This is a genomic window from Candidatus Amarolinea dominans (assembly GCF_016704685.1).
Classification (GTDB): domain Bacteria; phylum Chloroflexota; class Anaerolineae; order SSC4; family Amarolineaceae; genus Amarolinea; species Amarolinea dominans.
Genome location: NZ_JADIZS010000014.1, coordinates 85,541 through 105,408, shown reverse-complemented (window position 1 = coordinate 105,408; position 19,868 = coordinate 85,541). Strand labels below are relative to the sequence as shown.

17 protein-coding genes and 1 pseudogene are annotated in these 19,868 nt (G+C 63.2%); 12 read left to right on the top strand and 6 right to left on the bottom strand.

Annotated features, from left to right (window positions below):
• The first annotated feature begins 11 nt into the window (after window positions 1–11).
• The 10 genes from IPF85_RS10520 (at window position 12) to IPF85_RS10475 (ending at window position 12,609) form a co-directional block, all read left to right on the top strand.
• The gene (locus tag IPF85_RS10520) at window positions 12–968 is read left to right on the top strand and encodes an NAD-dependent epimerase/dehydratase family protein (protein ID WP_343408039.1); all 957 of its coding nucleotides are present in this window, start codon (window positions 12–14) and stop codon (window positions 966–968) included.
• On the top strand, window positions 969–2,090 hold the full coding sequence (locus tag IPF85_RS10515) for an ATP-binding protein (RefSeq protein WP_343408038.1): 1,122 nt from the start codon (window positions 969–971) through the stop codon (window positions 2,088–2,090). It begins immediately after the preceding gene.
• Entirely contained in the window at window positions 2,087–3,562 is a 1,476-nt protein-coding gene (locus tag IPF85_RS10510) for a hypothetical protein (protein ID WP_343408037.1), read from the top strand. Before IPF85_RS10515 ends, IPF85_RS10510 begins: the two co-directional genes overlap by 4 nt.
• 59 nt (window positions 3,563–3,621) lie before the next feature.
• A complete protein-coding gene (locus IPF85_RS10505; RefSeq protein WP_343408036.1) occupies window positions 3,622–4,251 on the top strand; it encodes a response regulator transcription factor in 630 nt (209 codons plus the stop codon).
• A 501-nt stretch (window positions 4,252–4,752) separates the two neighbouring features.
• Window positions 4,753–6,255 (top strand): exosortase O, encoded by a 1,503-nt coding sequence (xrtO, locus tag IPF85_RS10500; protein ID WP_343408035.1) that lies wholly within the window; start codon window positions 4,753–4,755, stop codon window positions 6,253–6,255.
• Between the two features lie 110 nt (window positions 6,256–6,365).
• A complete protein-coding gene (locus IPF85_RS10495) occupies window positions 6,366–7,655 on the top strand; it encodes a TIGR02921 family PEP-CTERM protein (protein WP_343408034.1) in 1,290 nt (429 codons plus the stop codon).
• Window positions 7,652–7,939 carry a hypothetical protein gene (locus IPF85_RS10490; protein WP_343408033.1) on the top strand — a complete coding sequence of 96 codons (288 nt, stop codon included), beginning with the start codon at window positions 7,652–7,654 and terminating at the stop codon, window positions 7,937–7,939. Before IPF85_RS10495 ends, IPF85_RS10490 begins: the two co-directional genes overlap by 4 nt.
• Window positions 7,908–9,305, top strand: coding sequence for a TIGR02921 family PEP-CTERM protein (locus IPF85_RS10485; protein WP_343408032.1), 1,398 nt, complete (start codon window positions 7,908–7,910; stop codon window positions 9,303–9,305). The genes IPF85_RS10490 and IPF85_RS10485 overlap by 32 nt, the downstream gene beginning before the upstream one ends.
• Window positions 9,306–9,457: 152 nt before the next feature.
• On the top strand, window positions 9,458–9,856 hold the full coding sequence (locus IPF85_RS10480) for an alkaline phosphatase family protein (protein ID WP_343408031.1): 399 nt from the start codon (window positions 9,458–9,460) through the stop codon (window positions 9,854–9,856).
• 107 nt (window positions 9,857–9,963) lie between these two features.
• Window positions 9,964–12,609 carry a 5'-nucleotidase C-terminal domain-containing protein gene (locus tag IPF85_RS10475; protein WP_343408030.1) on the top strand — a complete coding sequence of 882 codons (2,646 nt, stop codon included), beginning with the start codon at window positions 9,964–9,966 and terminating at the stop codon, window positions 12,607–12,609.
• 266 nt (window positions 12,610–12,875) lie between these two features.
• Here IPF85_RS10475 and IPF85_RS10470 read toward each other — a convergent pair whose 3' ends face one another.
• Together IPF85_RS10470 and IPF85_RS10465 are read right to left on the bottom strand one after the other, a co-directional pair.
• Complete coding sequence (locus IPF85_RS10470; RefSeq protein ID WP_343408029.1) at window positions 12,876–13,793, bottom strand: hypothetical protein; 918 nt, start codon at window positions 13,791–13,793, stop codon at window positions 12,876–12,878.
• Entirely contained in the window at window positions 13,675–14,226 is a 552-nt protein-coding gene (locus IPF85_RS10465) for a hypothetical protein (protein WP_343408028.1), read from the bottom strand. Before IPF85_RS10465 ends, IPF85_RS10470 begins: the two co-directional genes overlap by 119 nt.
• Before the next feature lie 427 nt (window positions 14,227–14,653).
• On the opposite strand from IPF85_RS10465, the gene IPF85_RS10460 reads away from it, so the two are divergent.
• Window positions 14,654–15,121, top strand: a complete 468-nt coding sequence (locus IPF85_RS10460) for a UPF0158 family protein (RefSeq protein ID WP_343408027.1) — start codon at window positions 14,654–14,656, stop codon at window positions 15,119–15,121.
• Window positions 15,122–15,312: 191 nt separating this feature from the next.
• On the opposite strand, the gene IPF85_RS10455 is transcribed toward IPF85_RS10460, so the two are convergent.
• Window positions 15,313–15,591 (bottom strand): hypothetical protein, encoded by a 279-nt coding sequence (locus IPF85_RS10455; protein WP_343408026.1) that lies wholly within the window; start codon window positions 15,589–15,591, stop codon window positions 15,313–15,315.
• A gap of 180 nt (window positions 15,592–15,771) precedes the next feature.
• Window positions 15,772–17,745, bottom strand: coding sequence for a DUF2075 domain-containing protein (locus IPF85_RS10450; protein ID WP_343408025.1), 1,974 nt, complete (start codon window positions 17,743–17,745; stop codon window positions 15,772–15,774).
• Between the two features lie 923 nt (window positions 17,746–18,668).
• Here IPF85_RS10450 and IPF85_RS10445 point away from each other — a divergent pair.
• Window positions 18,669–18,881, top strand: a pseudogene (locus tag IPF85_RS10445) (ISNCY family transposase); the annotation flags it as partial.
• A gap of 171 nt (window positions 18,882–19,052) precedes the next feature.
• Here the strand turns inward: IPF85_RS10445 and IPF85_RS10440 are convergent.
• Complete coding sequence (locus tag IPF85_RS10440; RefSeq protein ID WP_343408024.1) at window positions 19,053–19,370, bottom strand: peptide ABC transporter substrate-binding protein; 318 nt, start codon at window positions 19,368–19,370, stop codon at window positions 19,053–19,055.
• Between the two features lie 36 nt (window positions 19,371–19,406).
• Window positions 19,407–19,847, bottom strand: coding sequence for a hypothetical protein (locus IPF85_RS10435; RefSeq protein ID WP_343408023.1), 441 nt, complete (start codon window positions 19,845–19,847; stop codon window positions 19,407–19,409).
• Window positions 19,848–19,868: the final 21 nt, after the last annotated feature.

Below are 19,868 nucleotides of genomic sequence, written 5' to 3'. Positions count from 1 at the left end.
TGCCTCAAACCATGACAACATGCTTAGTGATCGGCGCCACCGGTTTCATCGGTGGGCAAATTGCACGAGCTGCGGCGGAGCGCGGCTGGCAGGTGCGCGCCCTGCGCCGGCGACCGCAGGCGGTGGGCGCAATTGGCGATGTGCCGGTTGACTGGCGCACCGGCGATCTGGCCGACCGCGCCAGCCTGACCGCGGCCATGCGCGGCTGCGAGGTGGTGTTCCACGCGGCCGGCGCCTATCCGCATGGCGCGGCCAACCTGGCGCAGGAGATCAACGCGGCAGAAAGCCAGGTGCGCACCGTGTTGCAGGCGTTCACTGAGGCCGGCGCCGACCGCCTGGTCTACACCAGCTCCTTCACCACCATCGGCCCGCCGGGCGAGCCGGGGCGCCTGGCCGATGAACGCGATCCCTACCTACCCGGCTCCGCGCAGGAAGCCTATCACGAGGCCAAATGGGCCATGGAAGTCGCCGCGCTCCAGTCTGGCCTGCCGGTCGTGGCGCTCTGCCCCACGGCCGTCTTTGGGCCGGGTGATGTGCATCTTTCCGTCAGCCAAATTCTGCTGCTGGCGGCCAAGGGACGCATCCCGGTCTATGTAGATGCCACCTTCAACATCGTGGATAGCCGCGACGTGGCGCTGGCGCACATCGCCGCGGCCGAGCAGGGGCGGCCGGGCGAGCGCTACCTGCTGGGCGGCCACAATGTCACCCTGTTGGATAGCCTGGCGTTGACAGCGCGCCTGGCTCATGTGGCCCCGCCGCGCCTCAGGCTGCACCCGCGCCTGCTCGACGCCATCGTGGCCGTCGGCCAGGTATTTCCCATCCGCGGGCTGGGACATCTGCGCACCATGCGCCTCTGGCAGCCGTTCGACAATGCCAAAGCGGTGCGCGAACTGGGCCTGGCGCCGCGTCCCCTGGAAGAAACGGTGGGCGACGCGCTGACCTGGTTCAGGACAGTGGGTTATCTGTAGGTGGTCGCGTTCGATCTGCAACCGCTGCTCTTTGGGCTAATCGTCCTGCTGGCGCTGGTCGCCGGCGGAACGGTTTGGCTTGACCGGCGGCGACGCGGCCGGCGCCACCCCGGTTTTGATCTTTCCCTCCCTGCGCTGAACGAGGCGCCCTTTGCTGTGTTCTGGCTGACCGAGACCGGCGCCATCCCGTTTGCCAACCCGGCCGCGCAGCGCCTGCTGGGGCTGACCGCGGCAACGGGGACATTGCCGGAGGCCGAATGGGCAGATCGGCTGCTTGCTGACGCCGACGCGGCGCGGCATGACCCCGCGATCGCCGGCCGCTATCGCATCGTGCCGCTGCCGCCGAACCGCCTGCTGCGCTGGTGGGCCGGCGCCGGCGGCAAACTGATCTTCCTCTTCGACGCCACCGAGCAGCAGCGGGCCGAACAGGCCGCGCGCCAGTTGTTCAACGACCTGTCGCACGAGCTGCGCACGCCGCTGGCCACCATCCTGACCCACGTGGAGGTGCAAGGACTGGCGAACCTGCCGGAGGTGACGCGCCAGGAATCGCTGCGCCTGCTGCGCGAGGAGGCACAGCGCGCGGCGCGATTGGTCAACGGGATGCTGGAACTGGGCCGCCTGGAAACCGGCGGTGAGCTGACGTCGCGACCGGTTGATCTGCTGGCCGTGGCCGAGGCCGCGGTGCAGCAGATGATGCCCCAGGCCGAAGCCCGCGCCATGCACCTTTCGCTCGAGGCCGGTACGCCTCTGCCTGCCACAGCGGGCGACGCCGACCAACTGCTGCGCGTTTTCCTCAACCTGCTCGACAACGCCGTGAAATTTGGCCGGCCTGGTGACAAAGTTACGCTGGCGCTGCGCCGCGAACCGCCAGGCGTGCGCTGTGCCGTCTGTGACACCGGCCCTGGAATTGCAGCCCAACACCTGCCCTTCGTCACGCGGCGCTTCTATCGCGCCCATGCGCCGGAGCAGGCGGGCAGCGGCCTGGGGTTGGCCCTGGTCGCAGAGATCCTGCGCCGCCACGACAGCACACTGTACATCGAGAGTCGCACACAAGGGGATGCCACCGGCACCTGCGTCAGCTTTGTCCTGCGGGCCATGACCCTTGAGGATGGGCAACCATGAACGGAAAACGACGAACCTGGCTCCTGCGCCTGGGATGGGCGCTGGGCCTGCTGGCCCTGGCGATCGGCTACTGGCTCATTCCCATCCGTGGTCAGGTGACTTTCTCGTCGCAAACCGGCCCGTGGGATGAACCCTGGCCCCGCTGGCGCGTGAACCCGTCCACGCCGCAGGCGGGCGAAGCCTTGACCGTCCAGGTTACCGACCTGGTGGCCTGGCCCAACGTGCTGGCAACGGTCAACGGCCGCCCGATTTCGGTGCAACCCTGGGGAGATGGCCGCCTGGGCCGCTTCACGTGGGCCTTTGTTTTTCCGGCGCCGGCGGATGATGCGCTGGAGATCGTCTTCTACAGTCACTGCGACAGCGGCTGCCAGGAACGCAGCACGCTGAGGCTGGGCAAGCAGCCGGGCGCCCCCACGCCTGGCGAGGCGCGGCCGGCGAGCCAGCTCTGCGCCGTGGCTGCCAGCCCCACGCGCGACTGGCACGGCCGCAGCGGTTGGGATGTCGAGTTGACCTACGCCCGCCTGGCCGAGGAGCGCTTTTGGGGCATTGACGATCTGGCCTGGCGTGTGCAGCAGGCGACGGCCAACGGGCTGCACGTGCTGGTGCGGGTAGATTATGACCAGGAGCAAACCCTGCCCGCGACCGGCGATCAGGCGGCGCTGACCGGGTATTTGGACTACCTGCGGCGCCTGGCGCGCGACGCACGGCTGGCCGGCGTCTATGGCTATGTCCTGGGCAGCGGCTTCAACGAGGCCGGCAGCAATGCGCAGGCCGGCGATCACCCAACCACGCCGGCGTGGGTTGCACGCCTCTTCGATGGCTATGGCGAGGATCCGAGTCACACAGACAACGCCGTCCAAATCATACGTGCCGAGCACCCCGGAGTACGAGTGCTGGTGGGGCCGGTGCGTCCCTGGAGCACCGATCAGGACAGCGACCGGCGCGCCGCCATTGACGCCCCCTGGCTCAACACGATGAACGCCCTGGTGGCAGCCCTGGACGAAGGCGCGCAAGCCAAACTGGCGGCCGGCTATGCGCTGGTCGCGCCGGACGGATTCGCCCTGCATGTCGCGGGGCGTGTCGGCGAACTGGGCGCAGCCGAGCCGTCCACCGATCAGCGCCGGCCGGCATGGAACGGCGCGCAGGCCGGCTTTCGCGTCTATCGCGACTGGCTCGACATCATCAACGCCTACGCGACCACGCGCGGGCTGCCGGTCTACATCACCGCCACCAATACGTTTGTGACCGATGAAGGCGTGCCACCGGCCCAGAACTACCCGACTGGCTGGCTGACGGCCGCGCTGGCGGAGATCAGCCGGGAGCCGCAGGTGCAGGCGCTGTGCTGGTTCCTGGACGAGGACCGCTCCGGCGACCCGCGTTGGGACCTCTTCAGCCTGACCCGGCAGCCCGGTCAACTGGCCGCGGCCGCCGCTGAGTTCGATGCGCTGCTGCGGGGCAACTCGACGCCGTAACGCCCTTGAAAACTCCGGCCCCCAGGCGGCCCCTGACAGATTTTTGGGATGAGCAAGCGATGACAAACCCAATGATTCATGTGGTTCTGGTTGACGATCATCCCGCGCTGCGGATGGGACTGCGCATCATGCTGGAGCAGGCGCCGGACATCCAGGTGGTGGCCGAGGCGGGCAGCGGCGCGGAAGCCCTGGCCTGCATCGAAGCCCTGCGGCCAGAGGTGGTGGTGCTGGACTGCCAACTGCCTGGCATCAGCGGCATGGAGGTCGCCGCCCAGGTGCGCCGCCTGGGCCTGCCGGTGCATATCCTGGCGCTGAGCGCGTACAGCGATGACCAGGTGGTGCAGAGCATGATCCAGGCGGGCGCGCTCGGCTACGTGTTGAAGGACGAGGCGCCGGCGGTCATTGTCGCGGCGGTGCGCGCCGCGTCCCGCGGTGAAGGGCGCTGGAGCGCCGCCGTGGTGACTAAACTGGCGGCCTGGGCCGTGCGCCCGCCGCCGGCCGCTGAACTTACGGAGCGTGAGCGCGACGTGCTGCGCCTGCTCGGCCGCGGCTGGGACAATCAGCGCATCGGCGCCGAGCTGCACATCAGCGAACGCACCGTGCGCTTCCACCTGCGCAACATCTACGACAAGATCGGCGCCCACACCCGCGCCGAAGCCGTCGTTTGGGCTGTCAATCACAAGCTATAGTTTGTCAGATAAAGACTTGGGGTTCACGATCCGGACTCGAGGCTTCAGCCGGTTATTCTGGGCTACGAGAGCCACCGGCTAAAGCCTCAAGTCCAGAAGATTATCTGAACATCTATGTAACTGCTCACCCTGCAAGCCGATTTGGACAGGATGAACAGGATGAACAGGATTCTTGCTCTGTGGTGTGCAAAACTATCGGCACGAGAGTTCGAATATCCTGTCAATCCTGTGAATCCTGTCTGAATTCCAGGCAGACCCAGCAGTTACCCCTGTGTGAGCCATTTGGTCCCAACCTGTTCGGGTTGGACTTTCATCCTGCCAAAACTGGCAACTCCTTCCTGTCGTCCTGCCCGTTGTCCTCACACCGCCCCCGCGCGATACTCTCCTCACCCGCACCTGTTTCACGCGTTCCCCCCACCGGCATCACCCCCCTTCCCCTACAGATCCCCCCTCCCTGATCTCTGATCTCTGATCTCCAATCTCTCCCCCAAGGACTAACCCATGCTTCGCACCGCCGACACACACCCCTGGCGCATCGCCGATACGAACTGGCTCCAAGTGGGCGCGCAGCTCGCGCTGGCTGGCCTCTGGCTGGCGCTCTTCCGTCCCGTGGGTGACTACCTGCTGATGATCCTCAGTCACGAGCACTACCACACCAACCAGATCATGCTGATTGGCATCCTCGTCCTGGCCGTGCAGCAGATGGTCGGTCGTCCGCTGCGTTTGCGGCTGGACGCGCCGCCGCGGCTGCACTGGCCGCCCCTGCTGCTGGCGCTCGGCGCCAGCCTCGGCTTCCTGGTCGTCGAACGCTTCCTCGACGTCAACAGCTTCTCCGCCGTCCTGGCCGGTCTTGCCACCTACGGCCTGCTCGGCCTGTGGATGCCGCTGCCGGCCTGGCGCCGCAGCCTGCCCGTCGCCCTCCTGCTCATCGGCGTGCTGCCCTTTGGCGATCATCTGCAGACGTTCATCGGCTACCCCATGCGTATCGTCACCGCCGCCATCGTGCGTGACGGGCTGGCCGCGGTCGGCGTTCACACCGTGGGCGTTGACACCATCCTCGTCTTCGAAAACGGCATTTCCCAGGTTGACATCCCGTGCAGCGGCGTCAAGAGCCTCTGGTCTGGCATGATGTTCCTCCTGGCCGCCACCTGGATTCGTCACAAACCGATCAACCTGCGCTGGCTGCTGGTGGCCGGCGTGTTTGGCGTGCTGCTGTTTGCCGCCAACCTGGCCCGCGTCACCGCCCTGGTTGTCGTTGGCCCGGTGGCCGGCTGGCCGCTGCTGGCCGAGATGCTGCACCTGCCGCTGGGCGTGCTCGGCTTCGTGGCCGCCTGCGCCGCGGCCGTGGCCCTGCTCGATCGTTGGGTCGTGAGCGCAGCGCCGCCGGCGGTTGCGCGCAGCGCCCGTCAACCCGCCTGGCTGACGCCCGCGCTCATCATCGCGGTCGCGGCCCTGGCCTGGCTCTACACCCCGCGGCCCGCGGACAGCGCCGGCGCCGCCATCACCCACTGGCAGTTCCCTGCGGAACTGTCCACCCAACCGCTGCCGTTGACCGCCGCAGAGCGGGACTGGCTCATGCGCGACGGCGCGGAGGCAGCCGAACGCTGGCGCTTCGACTGGCGCGGCCTGCGCGGCTCCTTCATCATCGTCACCAGCCGCACCTGGCGCGCCCATCACCAGCCGGAGCGCTGCTTCGAGGTCTACGGCCTGTCGCTGGACGATTCGCGCACGCACCTGGTTGACAGCGACTTCCCCCTGCGCTTCGTGGCCCTGGGCGATGGCGACCATCACAGCGTGCTCAGCGCCAGCTACTGGTTTCAATCCACCACGGCCACCACCGATGACTACGGCGCGCGCATCTGGTCTGATCTGTCAACGCAGCGCACGCGCTGGGTGCTGGTGTCCATTCTTTTCGATAGCGTGGTTGACCCATCTGCCGTGGATGTTGCCGCGCTCTACCGCGGCCTGCAGCAGGCCGTTGCACAGAATTTGGTGGATTCGTAATTGTTCCGGCTGCGCGGCGGCCCAGGTGAGCGATTGAAATCGCGCCTGACGGGCGTACCGCCGGGCGTCCACCTGCGTGGACGCAATGCACTACTTAAGGAGATTGATCAATGACAGACACATCGCCTTCTAAATTTCGCCGTTTCGTCACGGCCTCGTTCTGGGGTTACGGCCTGTTTTGGTCGTGGAACCTCATCTTCCTGGCCTTCATGGCCTTCGGATTCGCCCCTCAACTGTTGCCCAACCTCATCAACAGCGTGCGCACGACCCAGGCGCCGCCGGAGTTCCTGCTCTACGCGCTGTTGATGACGCTCATCCCGCTGGCCGCCGTCGTGCTGGGACTGACCACCCTGCGCCGTGAGCCGCGCAAGCTGCTGGTGCTCGGCTACGGCGTCGAAGGCCCGCTCTTGCTGCTGCTCCTGGCGCGCTTCTTCGTCGTGCGCCAGGCCACGGCCGCGATTTCGCTGACGCTCGCCCTGGCCGGTCTCGGCCTGCTCACCCTGCTCTGGCAGCTTCTGGACCGCAAGATCAACGAGCGCGGACCGTGGGCGTCTGCGCTGCGCCTGGCCGGCCTGACCCTGATGCTGATCCTGGGCGTGTACGCGGCCGTGTGGCTCGCCTTCTATGTCGTTCCCCTCACAACCCTGGTTGTGGAAAGCCTGCTGCATTTCCTGGGCGAGATGTCCCAACATCTGCGCGAGCTTTACCAGGCGCTAACCAGCCCAACCTTCTGGCGCGACCTGCTGCTCAACTGGCAACTGCTGCCGCTGATGGTGTTTGGCGGCCTGCTGGCAGCCTATTCTGGCACCCTGTTGGTGGCCCTGCCCATCGCGGTAACGGTGATCTACGCCCGCGCCTGGCTGGCCGGCCTGGCAACGGCCCGCGCCCGCCTGGGCCGGCCTTTGGCTGCGCTCGTACCGGTCGCGGTGCTCCTGCTGGGCGGCGGTCTGCTGCTGCTGCTCAACCGTCAGCCGCAGGGCAAGGCGTTTGCTCTGCTGGCGCAACCGCCCGCCTCCCCCATCGAAGCACAGGCCCTGCTCAACCGCCAGGACGAGATTCGCGCCGGCCTGCTCAACGCCTACCTGGCCCCTCAGCGCTACATCAGCGCGGTGGGCGAGGTGCGTCATGTGCGCGATCTCTACGCAGAAGCCTTCAACATCCCTTCCGATCAGGCCGGGCGGGTGCAGGCCCTGTATGAATCGGTGGCGCAGCCGCTGCTCTATCAACCGGTCGAGCCGATCCAGCCCAATGCCGGTTGGGACAACCAGGCCCTGCAGCGTGAACCGGCGCAAGCCGCCGAACTGTACGAATCGTTCTTCGACCGGCCGCTGGTCGAAGCGGAACGCCCGGCCGTGGTGGCCGCGGTGCGTGCCACCTGGAACGTAGACGCGGCACCATGAGTGCCTGGCAGGCGGTGGATGATCGCGAGGTGCGTCTCCTGCGCCAGGAGGTGACTGTCACCCCACAGGGCGATTGGGCCGAGATCGAGCTGATCGAGGTCTACCAGAACGTCACCGCGCTGCGGCAGGAGGTGGTCTACTACTTCAGCCTGCCGGAGTCGGCCGTGGTCACCGGGCTGTGGTTAGGCCCCAGCGCGGACCGCGAACATCGCTTCGCCTATCGCATTTCCCCGCGCGGCGCGGCTCCAGGCCGTGTACCGCAACGAGGTGCGCCGCCAGATTGACCCGGCGCTGGTGGAGCAGATCGGCCCGCGGCAGTATCGCCTGCGCATCTTCCCCATTGATCCGCAGCAGATCGAATACGAACCGAACAGCCTGCGCGGCACGATCCAGGAAGGCGAACCGCTCTACATGTGGCTCACCTACCGCACCCTGGCCGTCGAAGGCGCCTGGCCGCTGCCGCAGATGAGCGAAAAACTCAACGTCTATTGGGATGACGCCACCGTGCGCCTGCTCAACGGTCAGCCGCTGGCGCTGGGCGCTGCGGCCGACGAAATCTGGCTGCCGGCCAGCGCCCCGGCCGCCAATGCCGGCGCGCCGGCGACGCACCGGGTTGATTTCCCCGGCAACCGCACGGTCATCGCCCGCCCGCTCAGCGCAGCCGTGCAGCCCGGCCTGCCGGACAAGGTGCGCCTGGCCGTGGTGCTCGATCGCTCGCGCAGCATGGCCGATCAGCAGGCCGCGCTCGAGGCGTCGTTCGAGCGCCTGCGGGCGCTCCTCAGCACAGGCGCGCAGGTTGATATCTACCTGACCGCGTCGCCCTTCCGCGGCGAAGCGCCCTCGCTGGTGCGCCTGGAGGACTTCGACGCCCGCTCCATCCTGACCTTCGGCGGGCAGAACGCGGCCGAGCTGCTGGCGCAGTACACCGATCTGCGTCGCGACCGAACTTATGACGCGGTGCTGGTGCTGACAGACGGCTCTGGCTATGCGTTCGGCGAGGGCGACGTGACCGTGGCCCCATCGCCGGCGCCGGTCTGGCTCGTTCACCTGGGCGGCTTCCCGCTCGGCTACGATGATCCGACCCTGGATGCGGTGCAGGCCAGCGGCGGCGGCGCCGCGGCCAGCGTGGATGAGGCGTTGACCCGGCTTGCCATCGGGCTGAGCGGCCAGGCCGAAGGGGTCATCACCGACATCGTGGATGGCTACGAATGGCTGACCCTGTCCACGGAGATGGCGAACGCGCTGAGTTCGGTTGGCCCTGAGGCGCTGGCCGACGCCAGGCAGTTTGCGCCCTTCGCCGCGCGGCGGCTGATCCTGGCCGAGATGCAGGCCGGGCGCAGCCGGATCACCGACCTGGCCCTGCTCGACCGCCTGCACGCGGTGGCGGTCAACGACAGCATCGTGACGCCGCTGTCTTCGATGATCGTGCTGGTCAACGCGCCGCAGGAGCTTCTGCTGGACAAACTGGAGGCGCAGGACGATCGCTTCCAGCGCGAGCATGAGGATGTGGGCGAGACGATTGCCGCGCCGCCCGTGGCTGCCGTGCCGGAGCCAGAGGAGTGGCTGCTGATCGGCCTGATGGCCGGACTGCTGGTTTGGTACGGCCGATCGAAACGGAGAGAGACTCGCCTGGACGCCGCGGTCCAGTAAAGATGGGGTACACGGATTAACACAGTCTGAGCGACTCTTGACAGGTCGCGCTGGTCTTGTTACAATGCGCGCCGCCAGCAACCAGCACAATTGCGGGAGGCGCTCATGTCAAAACCGATTACACCGGCGGTCAGCGGACAGGAAATCGTCCGTTGACCGCCGGCTCATCCTTCATCAAGCCGCAGTACGGCGGCCGCTGCTTTGCCGACCTGCCCTCCACGATTCAGTACCTGTTGACCGGCGCAGGCCGCGCGGCGCTGGCGCCGGAGATCATGGCCGGGCTGGCCGACCGCTACGACACGATCATCTTCATGTTCATTGACAGCTTCGGCTGGCGCTTCTTCGAGCAGGCGGCGCCCGATTATCCGGCCCTGCAGCGTTTCGTGCAGCACGGCCGGGCGGAGAAGATCACCGCGCAGTTCCCCTCCACAACCGCCGCGCACGTCACCACCATCCACAGCGGCCTGCCTGTCGCGGCCAGCGGCGTCTACGAATGGTTCTACTATACGCGGGAGGAGATGGAAATCCCCCTGTTGATGATCGAGATATGAGAGATTGGCGACTGTGATTTGTCGTTTCGCGGGAGTTTGGGTTACAATACAAGCCCCTGGATCACTTCCCATCAATGCACCGTTTCGATTCAATCAAGGAGGATTTGATGAAGCAATTGCGTTTTCTCACCATCATTGCGGCCCTTGTCCTGCTGGCAGCGCTACTCGGCTCTGCTGCGCTGGCCAATACGACCGCCGTGTCCACGGCCGCAGGCCCTGCGGACACGTTCAACCTCACCCTGCTGCACACCAATGACTTCCATGCCCGCGTAGACGGGCAGAGCGGCATCGGCGGTTCGGCCCGCCTGGCAACCACCATCAACGAGTTCCGCGCCGCCAACAACAATGTCATGTTGGTAGATGCCGGTGACCAGTTCCAGGGTACACTGTTCTATCGTTTGTTCAAGGCCGACATCATCACCCAAACCATGAACCTGCTTGGTTACGACGCGATGACCATCGGCAATCACGAGTTTGACGATGGCCCCGGCCAACTGGCTCGCCTCATCAACGGCGTCAACTTCCCTGTGGTCAGCGCCAACATTGACGCCAGCGAAGAGCCGCTCCTCGCCGGACTCATTGCGCCTTCGGCGGTCGTCACAATCAATGGCGAGCAGATCGGCGTGGTGGGTGTCACCACGCAGGAAACACCCATCCTGTCCAGCCCTGGCCCCAACGTCCACTTCTCGGACGAAGTGGCGGCGGTACAGGCGGCTGTGGATCAGCTCACGGCCCAGGGCATTAACAAGGTTGTGGTGCTGACGCACATCGGCTATGTTGAAGACGTCGCGCTGGCGCAGGCCGTGCATGGTGTGGACATCATCGTCGGCGGCCACAGTCACACCTTCATCTATACACCAGAGACGGCGCCTGTCAACGGTGACATACCGGTTGGCCCGTATCCGACGGTCGCCAATGGCACCGACGGCAACCCCGTGCTCGTGGTCACCGCCTTCCAGTGGAGCCGCTACCTCGGTCATCTGGATGTCACCTTTGACGAGACCGGCGTGGCGACGGCCTGGGGCGGCGATCCCATCTACATGGGCGCCGCAGTGGCGCAGGACCCGACCGTGCAGGCCCTGGTAGATTCCTATCGCGCCGAAGTGGACGTGCTGCGCAACACCTTCATTGGCGAAACCACGGTCGAGCTGCCCATCATTGTGGGTGGTCAGCAGATCTGCCGCGCCGGTGAGTGTCTGATGGGCAACCTGGTGACGGACGCCATGCTGCGCCGCGTCAACATGATTGACCCGAATATGCACTATGACTTTGCCATCACCAATGGCGGCGGTCTGCGTGCACCGATTGACGTCGGGCCGATCAGCATTGGCGAAGTCTTTGAAGTGCTGCCCTTCGGCAACACCATTGCTACGTTTGGCTTGCGCGGCAGCGATGTCGTGGCTGCCCTGGAAAACGGCGTCAGCCGTGTGGGCCTCGGCAGCAATGGCCGCTTCCCGCAGGTCAGTGGCATCCGCTTCAAGTTCAATCTGAAGTTCCCGGTTGGCTCCCGCGTGAGCGAGGTGGAAGTCTGGGATGGCACAAGCTACCAGCCCATCGAGCCGGATCGCGTCTACAACGTGGCCAGCAACAACTTCATGCGCCTCGGCGGTGACGGCTATACGGTCTTCTTGACCAACGCCATCAACCCGTACGACTTTGGGCCGGGGCTTGAAGATGCCGTGATGGACTACGTCACCGTCATGTCGCCCATTACGCCCATGATTGAAGGACGTATCACCCAAGTCACCGTCACCGATGCCATCCAGGTCGTCCCAACCACCGCGATGGTGGGCGAGACGGCTACCGTTAGCGTGAGCACCAGCAACACCGGTGGCGTGAATGGTATCATGCACATCGTCCCCTTCGATGCGAACCAGGTTGAGTACGTGGAAGGCAGCGCCACGAACGGCGCCTTCCCGGTGCGCGTACCCCTGAACGTGGCGATGAACCTGCTGAAGAATGGCGGCGCCGCGGCCCTCAAGGCGGCTGCACCTGAGACCAGCGGCGTGGTTGCTGTGGCCTGGGTTGGCAATCAGGCGCCTGATCAGACCGTGGCGTTTGACTTCCAGCTCAAGGTGCTGCCAGGCGCCGCGGGCGCCGGTGTCAACCTCACCGTGAAATCCTACGTGCTGAACACCGAAGTGGGCTCGGCCACGACCACGCTCAGCGTGCCGGCGCTCAACGCCTATGAGATGACATTCCAGAACGGCGCCAATGGCTACAGCGGCACCGATGACACCTACCTCGATGCCTGGATGTCCACAACGACCTACGGCGCGGGGAGTAACTTCTACATCCGCCAGCCGGGCATCAAGACCGCGCTGGTCAAGTTCGACCTATCGAGCGTCACCGCGATGGCGCAGGTCAGCCAGGCCCAGATCGGTCTTTACGTCACCTATGGCAGCGGCAACGCCGTCACCATGGAAGCCTACGAAGTCACCAGGGTTTGGGCGGAAGACAGCGCAAGCTGGATGGACGCCGCGGCCGGGATGCCGTGGGAAATGCCGGGGGCGATGGGCCCCAGCGATCACGCCGCGACGTTCAGCGACCGCGTCTCCTTTGGCGGCGGCGGGCGTTGGGTCTGGTTCGACGTGACCAGCTCGGCCCAGATGTGGGTCGGTGATCCGGGCAGCAACAACGGCATCGTCATCATGGGCAGCGGCGCGACCAACTCCGAACTGGAGTTCACCGCGTCCGAGTACGTCGTGACCTTTGTACGACCGCAGCTCAAACTGATCTACCAGGCGCCGTGAAGCAATCAAGGCTGGGCGTGGGAACACATCCTGCCTGCATGAGATTGGCACAGGCATAGAGACGTAAGAATCAAACAAGGCACCGGGCTTTCGATCTGATCGAAAGCCCGGTGTTTTTGATGCGCCTATGGCAGCGCTTCCGTGATGCGGCCCTGGCAGCGATCGCCAGGGGGTGGCTGGAGCGGAACGAGATTGCGTATACGGAGGCGTAGGTCCGTGGTCTCAGAGAAGCTGGACCGGGAGTCATAGAAGTCGCCATGCAAGAATCAGCTTGAAGCCCTGGCCTGCTCGTCTCGCGCCATGCTCTCCTCCCACGTCAGGCCGGCATCCAGGTCCGGTATCAGGAAGCGGACGCCCTGGTTGTCGTTGGGATTGAGCCGCAACATCAGGGCGAACACCTGATGCGCCGCGTGCGTCTGGCCCAGACGCCAGAGACAAAGCCCCTTGCCGTGCAGCGCCCGCATATAGGGTCGCGAGTCCAGGTCCAGCCAGAACGGCCCTTCGTACGTCTTCGGATCGCCAATCGTGCGCGCCAGCGCAGCCGCCTCGCCGCGCTTGTAACAGGCCAACGCGTCTTCCACCCGATTCTCCTCGAGGCGCAGGATGCCCAGATGCACCCAGGCGTCGGCATGACCTGCATCCAGGCGCAACGCTTCCCGGTAGTATGCCTCGGCTGCAACGTTCCATCCCACCCAGCGGTGATCCATGCCGCGGTCGAACAGGTACTCGCCCCACGCTCGACGCATCGCCTCGTCGTCATCTCGAAGCGCCAGCCGATAGTCGCCTGGAGGACTCGGGTAAGCGTGAGGATCAGGCCGCACCTTCATCGTGCGTTCCAGGCTATCCACAGTCTTCTCGGCCAACCGGAAGCTATGCTCCCCGACGATAAAGTCCATGTCGCCGCGCAGAACGGCCTCCAGCGGGTCGGGAGGCAGCGGGTCGCTATAGGCGCCCCGCACGACCAAACGGGGGATCAGGTAGTAGTCGGGCAGGCCGTCGCGCGCTTCACGCAAGACCTCGACGGCTGCATCGGTCAGCGCCTGGTTACGCGCCGCCATGGCGGACTCATCGCGTGTGTCCTGACGCGCCAGTTCGATGGCATAGCGTCGTTCTGTCACGTCGAGCACGCGCACGATCAGGGCGTCGTCGGTTGTGGCGCTCTGCTGGCGGAGCCAGTCCGCCAACGTAGGGTTTGGTAGGAAACCCCAGGCGCGCAAGCCGCAGATGATCGATCTGGGCTGGGATCGTGAAGCCATCGCCCGCGACGAGCGTTACCTCGTGGGGTCGCGCAAGGACATCGGCAAAGAAGGTTGGCCAAAACGCCAGCAAGTCCTCCTCGTGGAGGATTACCTGGCCGGACGCCAGATCCAGGTCGGTCAACGGCTGGCGGAAACAGTTTGCGGCCAGGCTATGCGGCCACCACACGTAGTGCGCCGGCCGGCCGCCCAGGCTGATCGCCAGGGGTAAGCTGCCCAGCGTGTTGCGGATCGTTACCTCTGGCTTGGCGGTATCTACCGGTCGCAGCAGGCGCACGCGCGCCAGGATTTCGGTCAATGTAAGTGCCCGCTCCGCGAGGCGCAACACCTCGGCGACGGTTTGGGAAATCGAGAGGCTCATGAATACTCCTTTGGTAACTGCAGTTCAAGCTGACCACAAACAGAATATCACAGTTCATGGGTGGTGTCAATCAAAAAGCCGGCTATTTCTGATTGACAGCAACCCGTTCCCGCGCTACGATACGGGCGCATTAGAGTTTATGTACAATAAGAAGCCGTGTAACGGCATCCCTCCGCCGCCCCTGAATCGTCCCAACTGGTGGGGCGTACACGCCATTTCAACGCACATTTCTTGATGTCAGTGGGGAAAAACCTTATTGTGCATAAACTCTATTGCACAGTGAAGGAGCCATGTTCACAGCCCACTGCCTCACGCCGGCGGCCGCCGGCAAGACAACCTGTGTGCTGAACGCTGCCCGGCAGGCGGCTACAAAGGCCGGCCGGCATTGTACTGGAGTTCTAATGGAGTTCTAATGGAGAAGCAACTGATGACTAAAGTTGTCCACCTGCGTGACGTCATGAGCGAGATGCAAGTGATGAACGACGAGTGTCTCGCCTTCTTGAACCGGGTCACCGGCGAGCTGTGTACACTCGCCGGCGAGGAAATCCGCGCGGTCGAGGGAGATCGTGACCTGGAGGAGTATCCCGATTGGCAGCACGACGACATTCGTCAGGCTGACGAGATCCTCAACTCCGAAGACTGGCTGGAACTGCCAACTACGTACGACATCCACGAGTGGGAGATCATGCGCGACTTCTCTGACGCCGTGGACGATGAGCGGCTGCGCAACGAACTACTTGACGCCGTCCACGGCAAAGGTGCATTCCGGCACTTCAAGGATACGATCCGCTATCGCGGCATCGAAGATGCCTGGCAGCGCTTCCGTGATGCGGCCCTGGCAGCGATCGCCAGGAGTTGGCTGGAGCGGAACGAGATTGCGTATACGGAGGCGTAGGTCCGTATTCAAGGACGACGCTTGCGGCTAGTTCTTGGAATGCTCGGCGCCAGGGAGATTAACAGCTTCGTTCGGCACTTTGCAGCGTCAAGGTCAGGTTGATTTGCCGGCTCACCGTCGGGCCGTGGATGTGGATCTCGTATTTCGGTGCATCGGATGGCTCGGTAGGTTTGACCGGCTCATCCGGCTCCTCAGGTGGTGCAAGCCCTCCCTGCCTTCTCCGCGTAGTATGCCATTAGCCGCTTGGTCAGCCGGTCGTACTCGCTCTGGCTGGTGAATTTGAGCCGTTCCAGCAGCAGATCGGGAAAGTCGTCGGTGCTGTTGACCGTAAAGGTCGCGGCGGGGGTCTCTGCCTGGGCGCGGCTGGTTGCGGCCAGCGCCGCGGGGCCAATGGCCGCCAGCAGACCAGCGGCGGTCAGCGCGACCAGGATGATGATCGTGCGCGGGGAGCGGTACAGACCCTGGATCATGGATGGTATCTCCTTCAGTGCGAATCATTCACCCGCCTGCCCCGGCAGCGCCAGGCAGAAGGGCGGCGGAGATTGTACCGCATCAGGAGGAAATGTCAATGGCCTGGCGGGGGACAATGGTTGTGCTTGGTGTCTTAACAAACCCGTCCACCTTATTCTAGCCATTGCCCACGCCTGGCGCTAGATCACCGAGAGCCCGATGGACCTAAGGTACTCAAATGTCTCATCATAGAACTCCGGCTTGCGCGTTGCGTCTTCCTCGTCCCCGGGCGGAACAACAATCACCATGCCTTGTCTCGCGCGCGTCAACAAGACCCGATAGGCGTTCTTGAGATATTGTTGACGTTCACTTTTGTGAATACGTGTCCACTTGCTGCCCACGAAGGACCAGTGCAACCAACCAGCGGGTGAGAAGCGAAAATCAGCATCCCAAGTCACACAAACCCAATCTAGCTCAAGCCCTTGAATCTGAAATTCGGTTGCCACATCCTCAAGATAGTAGGATGAACGCGTGTCTTCTTTACCATCAAGAAACCAATGAATAGGGTCAACAGGAGAGCGGACATCGATTGCGTGGGGTTTCAAGCGCAATGCCTGGGATGAAACGATAAGTCCATAACGTTCAGACCCGCGCGCTTGCTCCTTCAGCCAGCGCTTCGCTTTGACGAGGTCTCTGGTGAGCACGATCGGATAGCTTCTCAGTTCGGCTAGAGTCTGCGCGGCCTCCTCGGACTGGATATCCAGGATCTGTTTGATTAGGAGTGAGACTTTCTCAGCCCGAAACGAGCGTAGGGAAACGGACAGATGGAGTTCATCCTTGAAGAAGACTTTGGGCAACTCTTGGATTTGTCGTAGGGTCGCGGATGCAGCGTACTCACTATCGTGCAGATGCGGCGAAATGTAGACGCACCAATGGCTGAAAGATCGTTTCAGCGCGTCCAACCACTCGGAGATACCGGCTTCACCGGTATTGATCTCCTGTCCACCACCTACGAGACAGACCACGATCGCCCAATCGGGATGACGGTCCAAGCATGAAATCAGAAACTCTGGCTCGGATAACGCAAAACCTGCTATGTTCCTTTTTTGGCGCATGAACGTCGCCGTCTGTTGTTTGTCCCACGCTCGTTGCGCTTCATCAAACAGGGCGACATGCTCTAGCGGCGGCCTGCTTTCGTCGATTAGGCACTCGTCGCGGAAGTTATGAACATTCTGCACGAAGAGCTTGACCTCGCTAAGAGCCTTGCTCTTCGTCACTTTGTCACCTTTTTGCTTGGCCCGTTGAACTTGATCTCGCGCCAAGGCCTCGCGCAGAACCGCGACAAGTGGTCCATTACCGGACAGAAAGACGCTATAGAGTTCGCTGTCTTTGTCGATATGGATCGTCGCCACGTTAAGACCAACTAACGTTTTGCCTGCACCAGGCACTCCAGTTACAAAGCAGATGGCTTTTTGGGATGAACGTCGTGACGCGACAATGATGTCCCCGATTGCTTGGGCAGTGTCTCGCAGATTGATGGCGCCTGCGTCGCTGCGAGAGATTTCACTGACAGAATGGCCATTGTACAGCGCGATAGCCGCTTCAATGATGGTCGGTACTGGTTGATACCGTCCAGATTCCCATTGATCAGCAGTGATATCTGGCCCATCTGACAGAGCCAGTACCTGTTCGATTATTGCTTTCAGTAACGCAGGGCTGCTCTTGATTGGCAGCAATAAGCGGTCAGTATCGTTCCGAAATCCAATTGTGGCAGATTCAACCTTGGCAAGCGTAGCGATCAAGATCGGGACAATGTGAGCGGCGTGGCTCGGTTCGTGGAAGTTCTGCAGGTCAAGTGCATAGTCCCAGACTTGGTCTATAGCATATGCAGGGAAATGATGCTCACCGACCTTGAATTCCAGCACGAAGATGACGGACTTTATTAGCAGGACGACATCGATGCGTCTCCCCATCCGGGGTATAGCGTACTCAAAGTAGATTCCCCCTTCATATGCGGTTAGTGTCGCCTGAAGAATGCGTATTTCCTCTACCCAGGCATCGCGCTGAGTCTGCTCTAGCGCAAACTCGTTGGCCTGCACCAGTCGCGCAAGTACGTCACCGGTGCTCTTCCGGCAAAACGATGAAATGGCATCTGAGTAGTAAGAGCGATTCATCGCGCTACACTCTGATTAGTGCGTTCCAGCCTGGCGAGGTTCATGTCAATGCCTTGCAACATCATATGTCTATGCCTTCGTGACCGCATCTCAGTAGCATTGATGACGTTTGCTACGATCTCTTCCGAGTCAGGGTGCGCAATCGGTAAGCTTACCGCTCGACGGAGTCACGTCAGGATCGCCGTTCTCCAGAGCGGCATCAAGATAGGCCGCCCTGTCGTCTTCAGTTCTAAGATGCCCGGTAGCACCCAAAGAACGGGTTTCGATGGTCTTGTGTGTCATACTTGATGAGACAAACTACGGCTCACCCTCAGCCATGAACTCCAACGCCGCCTGCGTCATCAAGCCCAACCGGGACTCGCCGCGGCGTGCGGCGGAGCTGTCTATCCGGCTGAGAACACGCTCTGTGATGGTCACGTTGACGCCGTAATCACTATCGGGTCTTTGTGAACAACACATGGAACTCGAGTATCGCCACCCGGATGGCAAGCCCCGGCCTGTGTGCAGAAGGGCTGAACGGACCGGCGAACTGACGAGTCGCCCCTTGCGATCACGCCGAAGCCCGCCGGCTGGGACTACCCAGCAGGCAGCCCTCCACGACTTGCGGCTAATCGAACATGGACGCTACACCTGCAAACGCTATCAGCTAATCAGGAATCTCATTGACGCTCGCCGGAGCGAGCGTGGAATTGACCGTAGTATAGCGCAGGTCACTTCAGGCGACAAGTGATTGGGCGTAACTGCAGCAGTTCCAAATGTATATTTGAGCCAAAATCAGTTAAAACAGTAGCGTTTAATAGCACAGGCAAGAGGGAGTGATCTATGGCAGCGACGCTAACCTTTGACGACTGGCAGCGCCATTCTGGCAAGTGTTCGAGTTATTGCAGAAGGGTGATGACCTGCAAAAGTATCAGGGCTGCTTCGGTCGCTGGTTAGTTGCCATAGATGGCACGCAATACTTCGGTTCGCAGAAGATTCATTGTCCGCAATGCACGACGCGCGTGGTCAACGGATGCACGCACTATTCGCACGTGCTGGTTGCGCCGGTGATCGTCGCACCGGGCGAAAACCGTGTGATTGCGCTGGAACCCGAGTTCGTGCAACCGCAAGATGGGTGCGAGAAACAAGACTGCGAGTTGCTGACCGCATCCAACCACTCCTGATCGCATCGTGTCGGCCATGATGTCACCCCCCGGCCTCCACCTACACCGTGGCCCCCATCCACACCCCCAGTCTGCACCTGCATTTAGAATTCTTGCGGCGCGCTCGGTTGATAGCTTGGCTTTGACCTGCCTTCACGCCGTCCCCTAAAACCAGGCATCCACAGCCGCACGGGTTTCCGGGCTAAAAGCAGCGAACTCTTCGTCGGTGATGAGGTTGTGTTGACGCCACAGGACCAGGTGGCTCAGGGCATGCGAGCGACTCCACCTGTTGAAGCTGTCGGCCACCAGTTGATCCCGCTCCTGGATATGGCGGTACAACGCCAGATAGGCGGAGTGGCAACCGCCATCTTCGGCTGCGGCGATCAGGCCCTGCGCCTCGTCCAGGATAAGTCGGCACAGCCGTTGCAGCGCCGACGCCTTGAGTCGGGAAAGGTGTCTCCAATCTCCCTCGGGAAATAACATCGTAGCCTCCCAGTCGCCTTCTAATTCGAGAGCAGATCAAGAGGCAAGTTGCTCTTCGATCTGCGCTATCCCTTCTGCCGCCTGCTCCCGCGCCGCCGCAAGCTCCTGCCGGCGCTCCTCGAGCACGACCTTCGTTTCGCTGTCCAGCGTTCGCCCCAGGTCCTTGTCCAGCGCGGCGATGCGCTTCGAGAGCGTCTCGTAGCGGCGCTGCCATTCGGCCAACTGCTGCTGAGGATGACGCTGCGCGATGGACCCGCTCGCCGGCCCGCGGCCGCCTGTGACGATGTTGCCGCCGCTGGCGGCCTGCGCGCCGTCGCCCTGGGCGATGGCGCCGGAGCCGGTGAGGGTTGCTTGATAGGAAGTGCTGGTCTGAGGACGCGCCGGCGCTGCATCTGCGTCTGACGCCAGCAGCCGGCCGGCAAATTCCCGGTAGCGCGCCGGGTTGATCTCCTGGATCAGCGCGGCCAGCCGCGCCATCTGTCCGCTGCGCGGCGTGAT

Excerpts from the sequence above, each read along its gene's own strand:
- IPF85_RS10440 (WP_343408024.1), bottom strand. The coding sequence starts at position 19,370 with ATGTTATTTCCCGAGGGAGATTGGAGACACCTTTCCCGACTCAAGGCG.
- IPF85_RS10495 (WP_343408034.1), top strand. The coding sequence starts at position 6,366 with ATGACAGACACATCGCCTTCTAAATTTCGCCGTTTCGTCACGGCCTCG.
- xrtO (WP_343408035.1), top strand. The coding sequence starts at position 4,753 with ATGCTTCGCACCGCCGACACACACCCCTGGCGCATCGCCGATACGAAC.
- IPF85_RS10455 (WP_343408026.1), bottom strand. The coding sequence starts at position 15,591 with ATGATCCAGGGTCTGTACCGCTCCCCGCGCACGATCATCATCCTGGTC.
- IPF85_RS10520 (WP_343408039.1), top strand. The coding sequence starts at position 12 with ATGACAACATGCTTAGTGATCGGCGCCACCGGTTTCATCGGTGGGCAA.
- IPF85_RS10475 (WP_343408030.1), top strand. The coding sequence starts at position 9,964 with ATGAAGCAATTGCGTTTTCTCACCATCATTGCGGCCCTTGTCCTGCTG.
- IPF85_RS10465 (WP_343408028.1), bottom strand. The coding sequence starts at position 14,226 with ATGAGCCTCTCGATTTCCCAAACCGTCGCCGAGGTGTTGCGCCTCGCG.
- IPF85_RS10490 (WP_343408033.1), top strand. The coding sequence starts at position 7,652 with ATGAGTGCCTGGCAGGCGGTGGATGATCGCGAGGTGCGTCTCCTGCGC.
- IPF85_RS10505 (WP_343408036.1), top strand. The coding sequence starts at position 3,622 with ATGACAAACCCAATGATTCATGTGGTTCTGGTTGACGATCATCCCGCG.
- IPF85_RS10460 (WP_343408027.1), top strand. The coding sequence starts at position 14,654 with ATGACTAAAGTTGTCCACCTGCGTGACGTCATGAGCGAGATGCAAGTG.
- IPF85_RS10435 (WP_343408023.1), bottom strand. The coding sequence starts at position 19,847 with ATGGCGCGGCTGGCCGCGCTGATCCAGGAGATCAACCCGGCGCGCTAC.
- IPF85_RS10450 (WP_343408025.1), bottom strand. The coding sequence starts at position 17,745 with ATGAATCGCTCTTACTACTCAGATGCCATTTCATCGTTTTGCCGGAAG.
- IPF85_RS10510 (WP_343408037.1), top strand. The coding sequence starts at position 2,087 with ATGAACGGAAAACGACGAACCTGGCTCCTGCGCCTGGGATGGGCGCTG.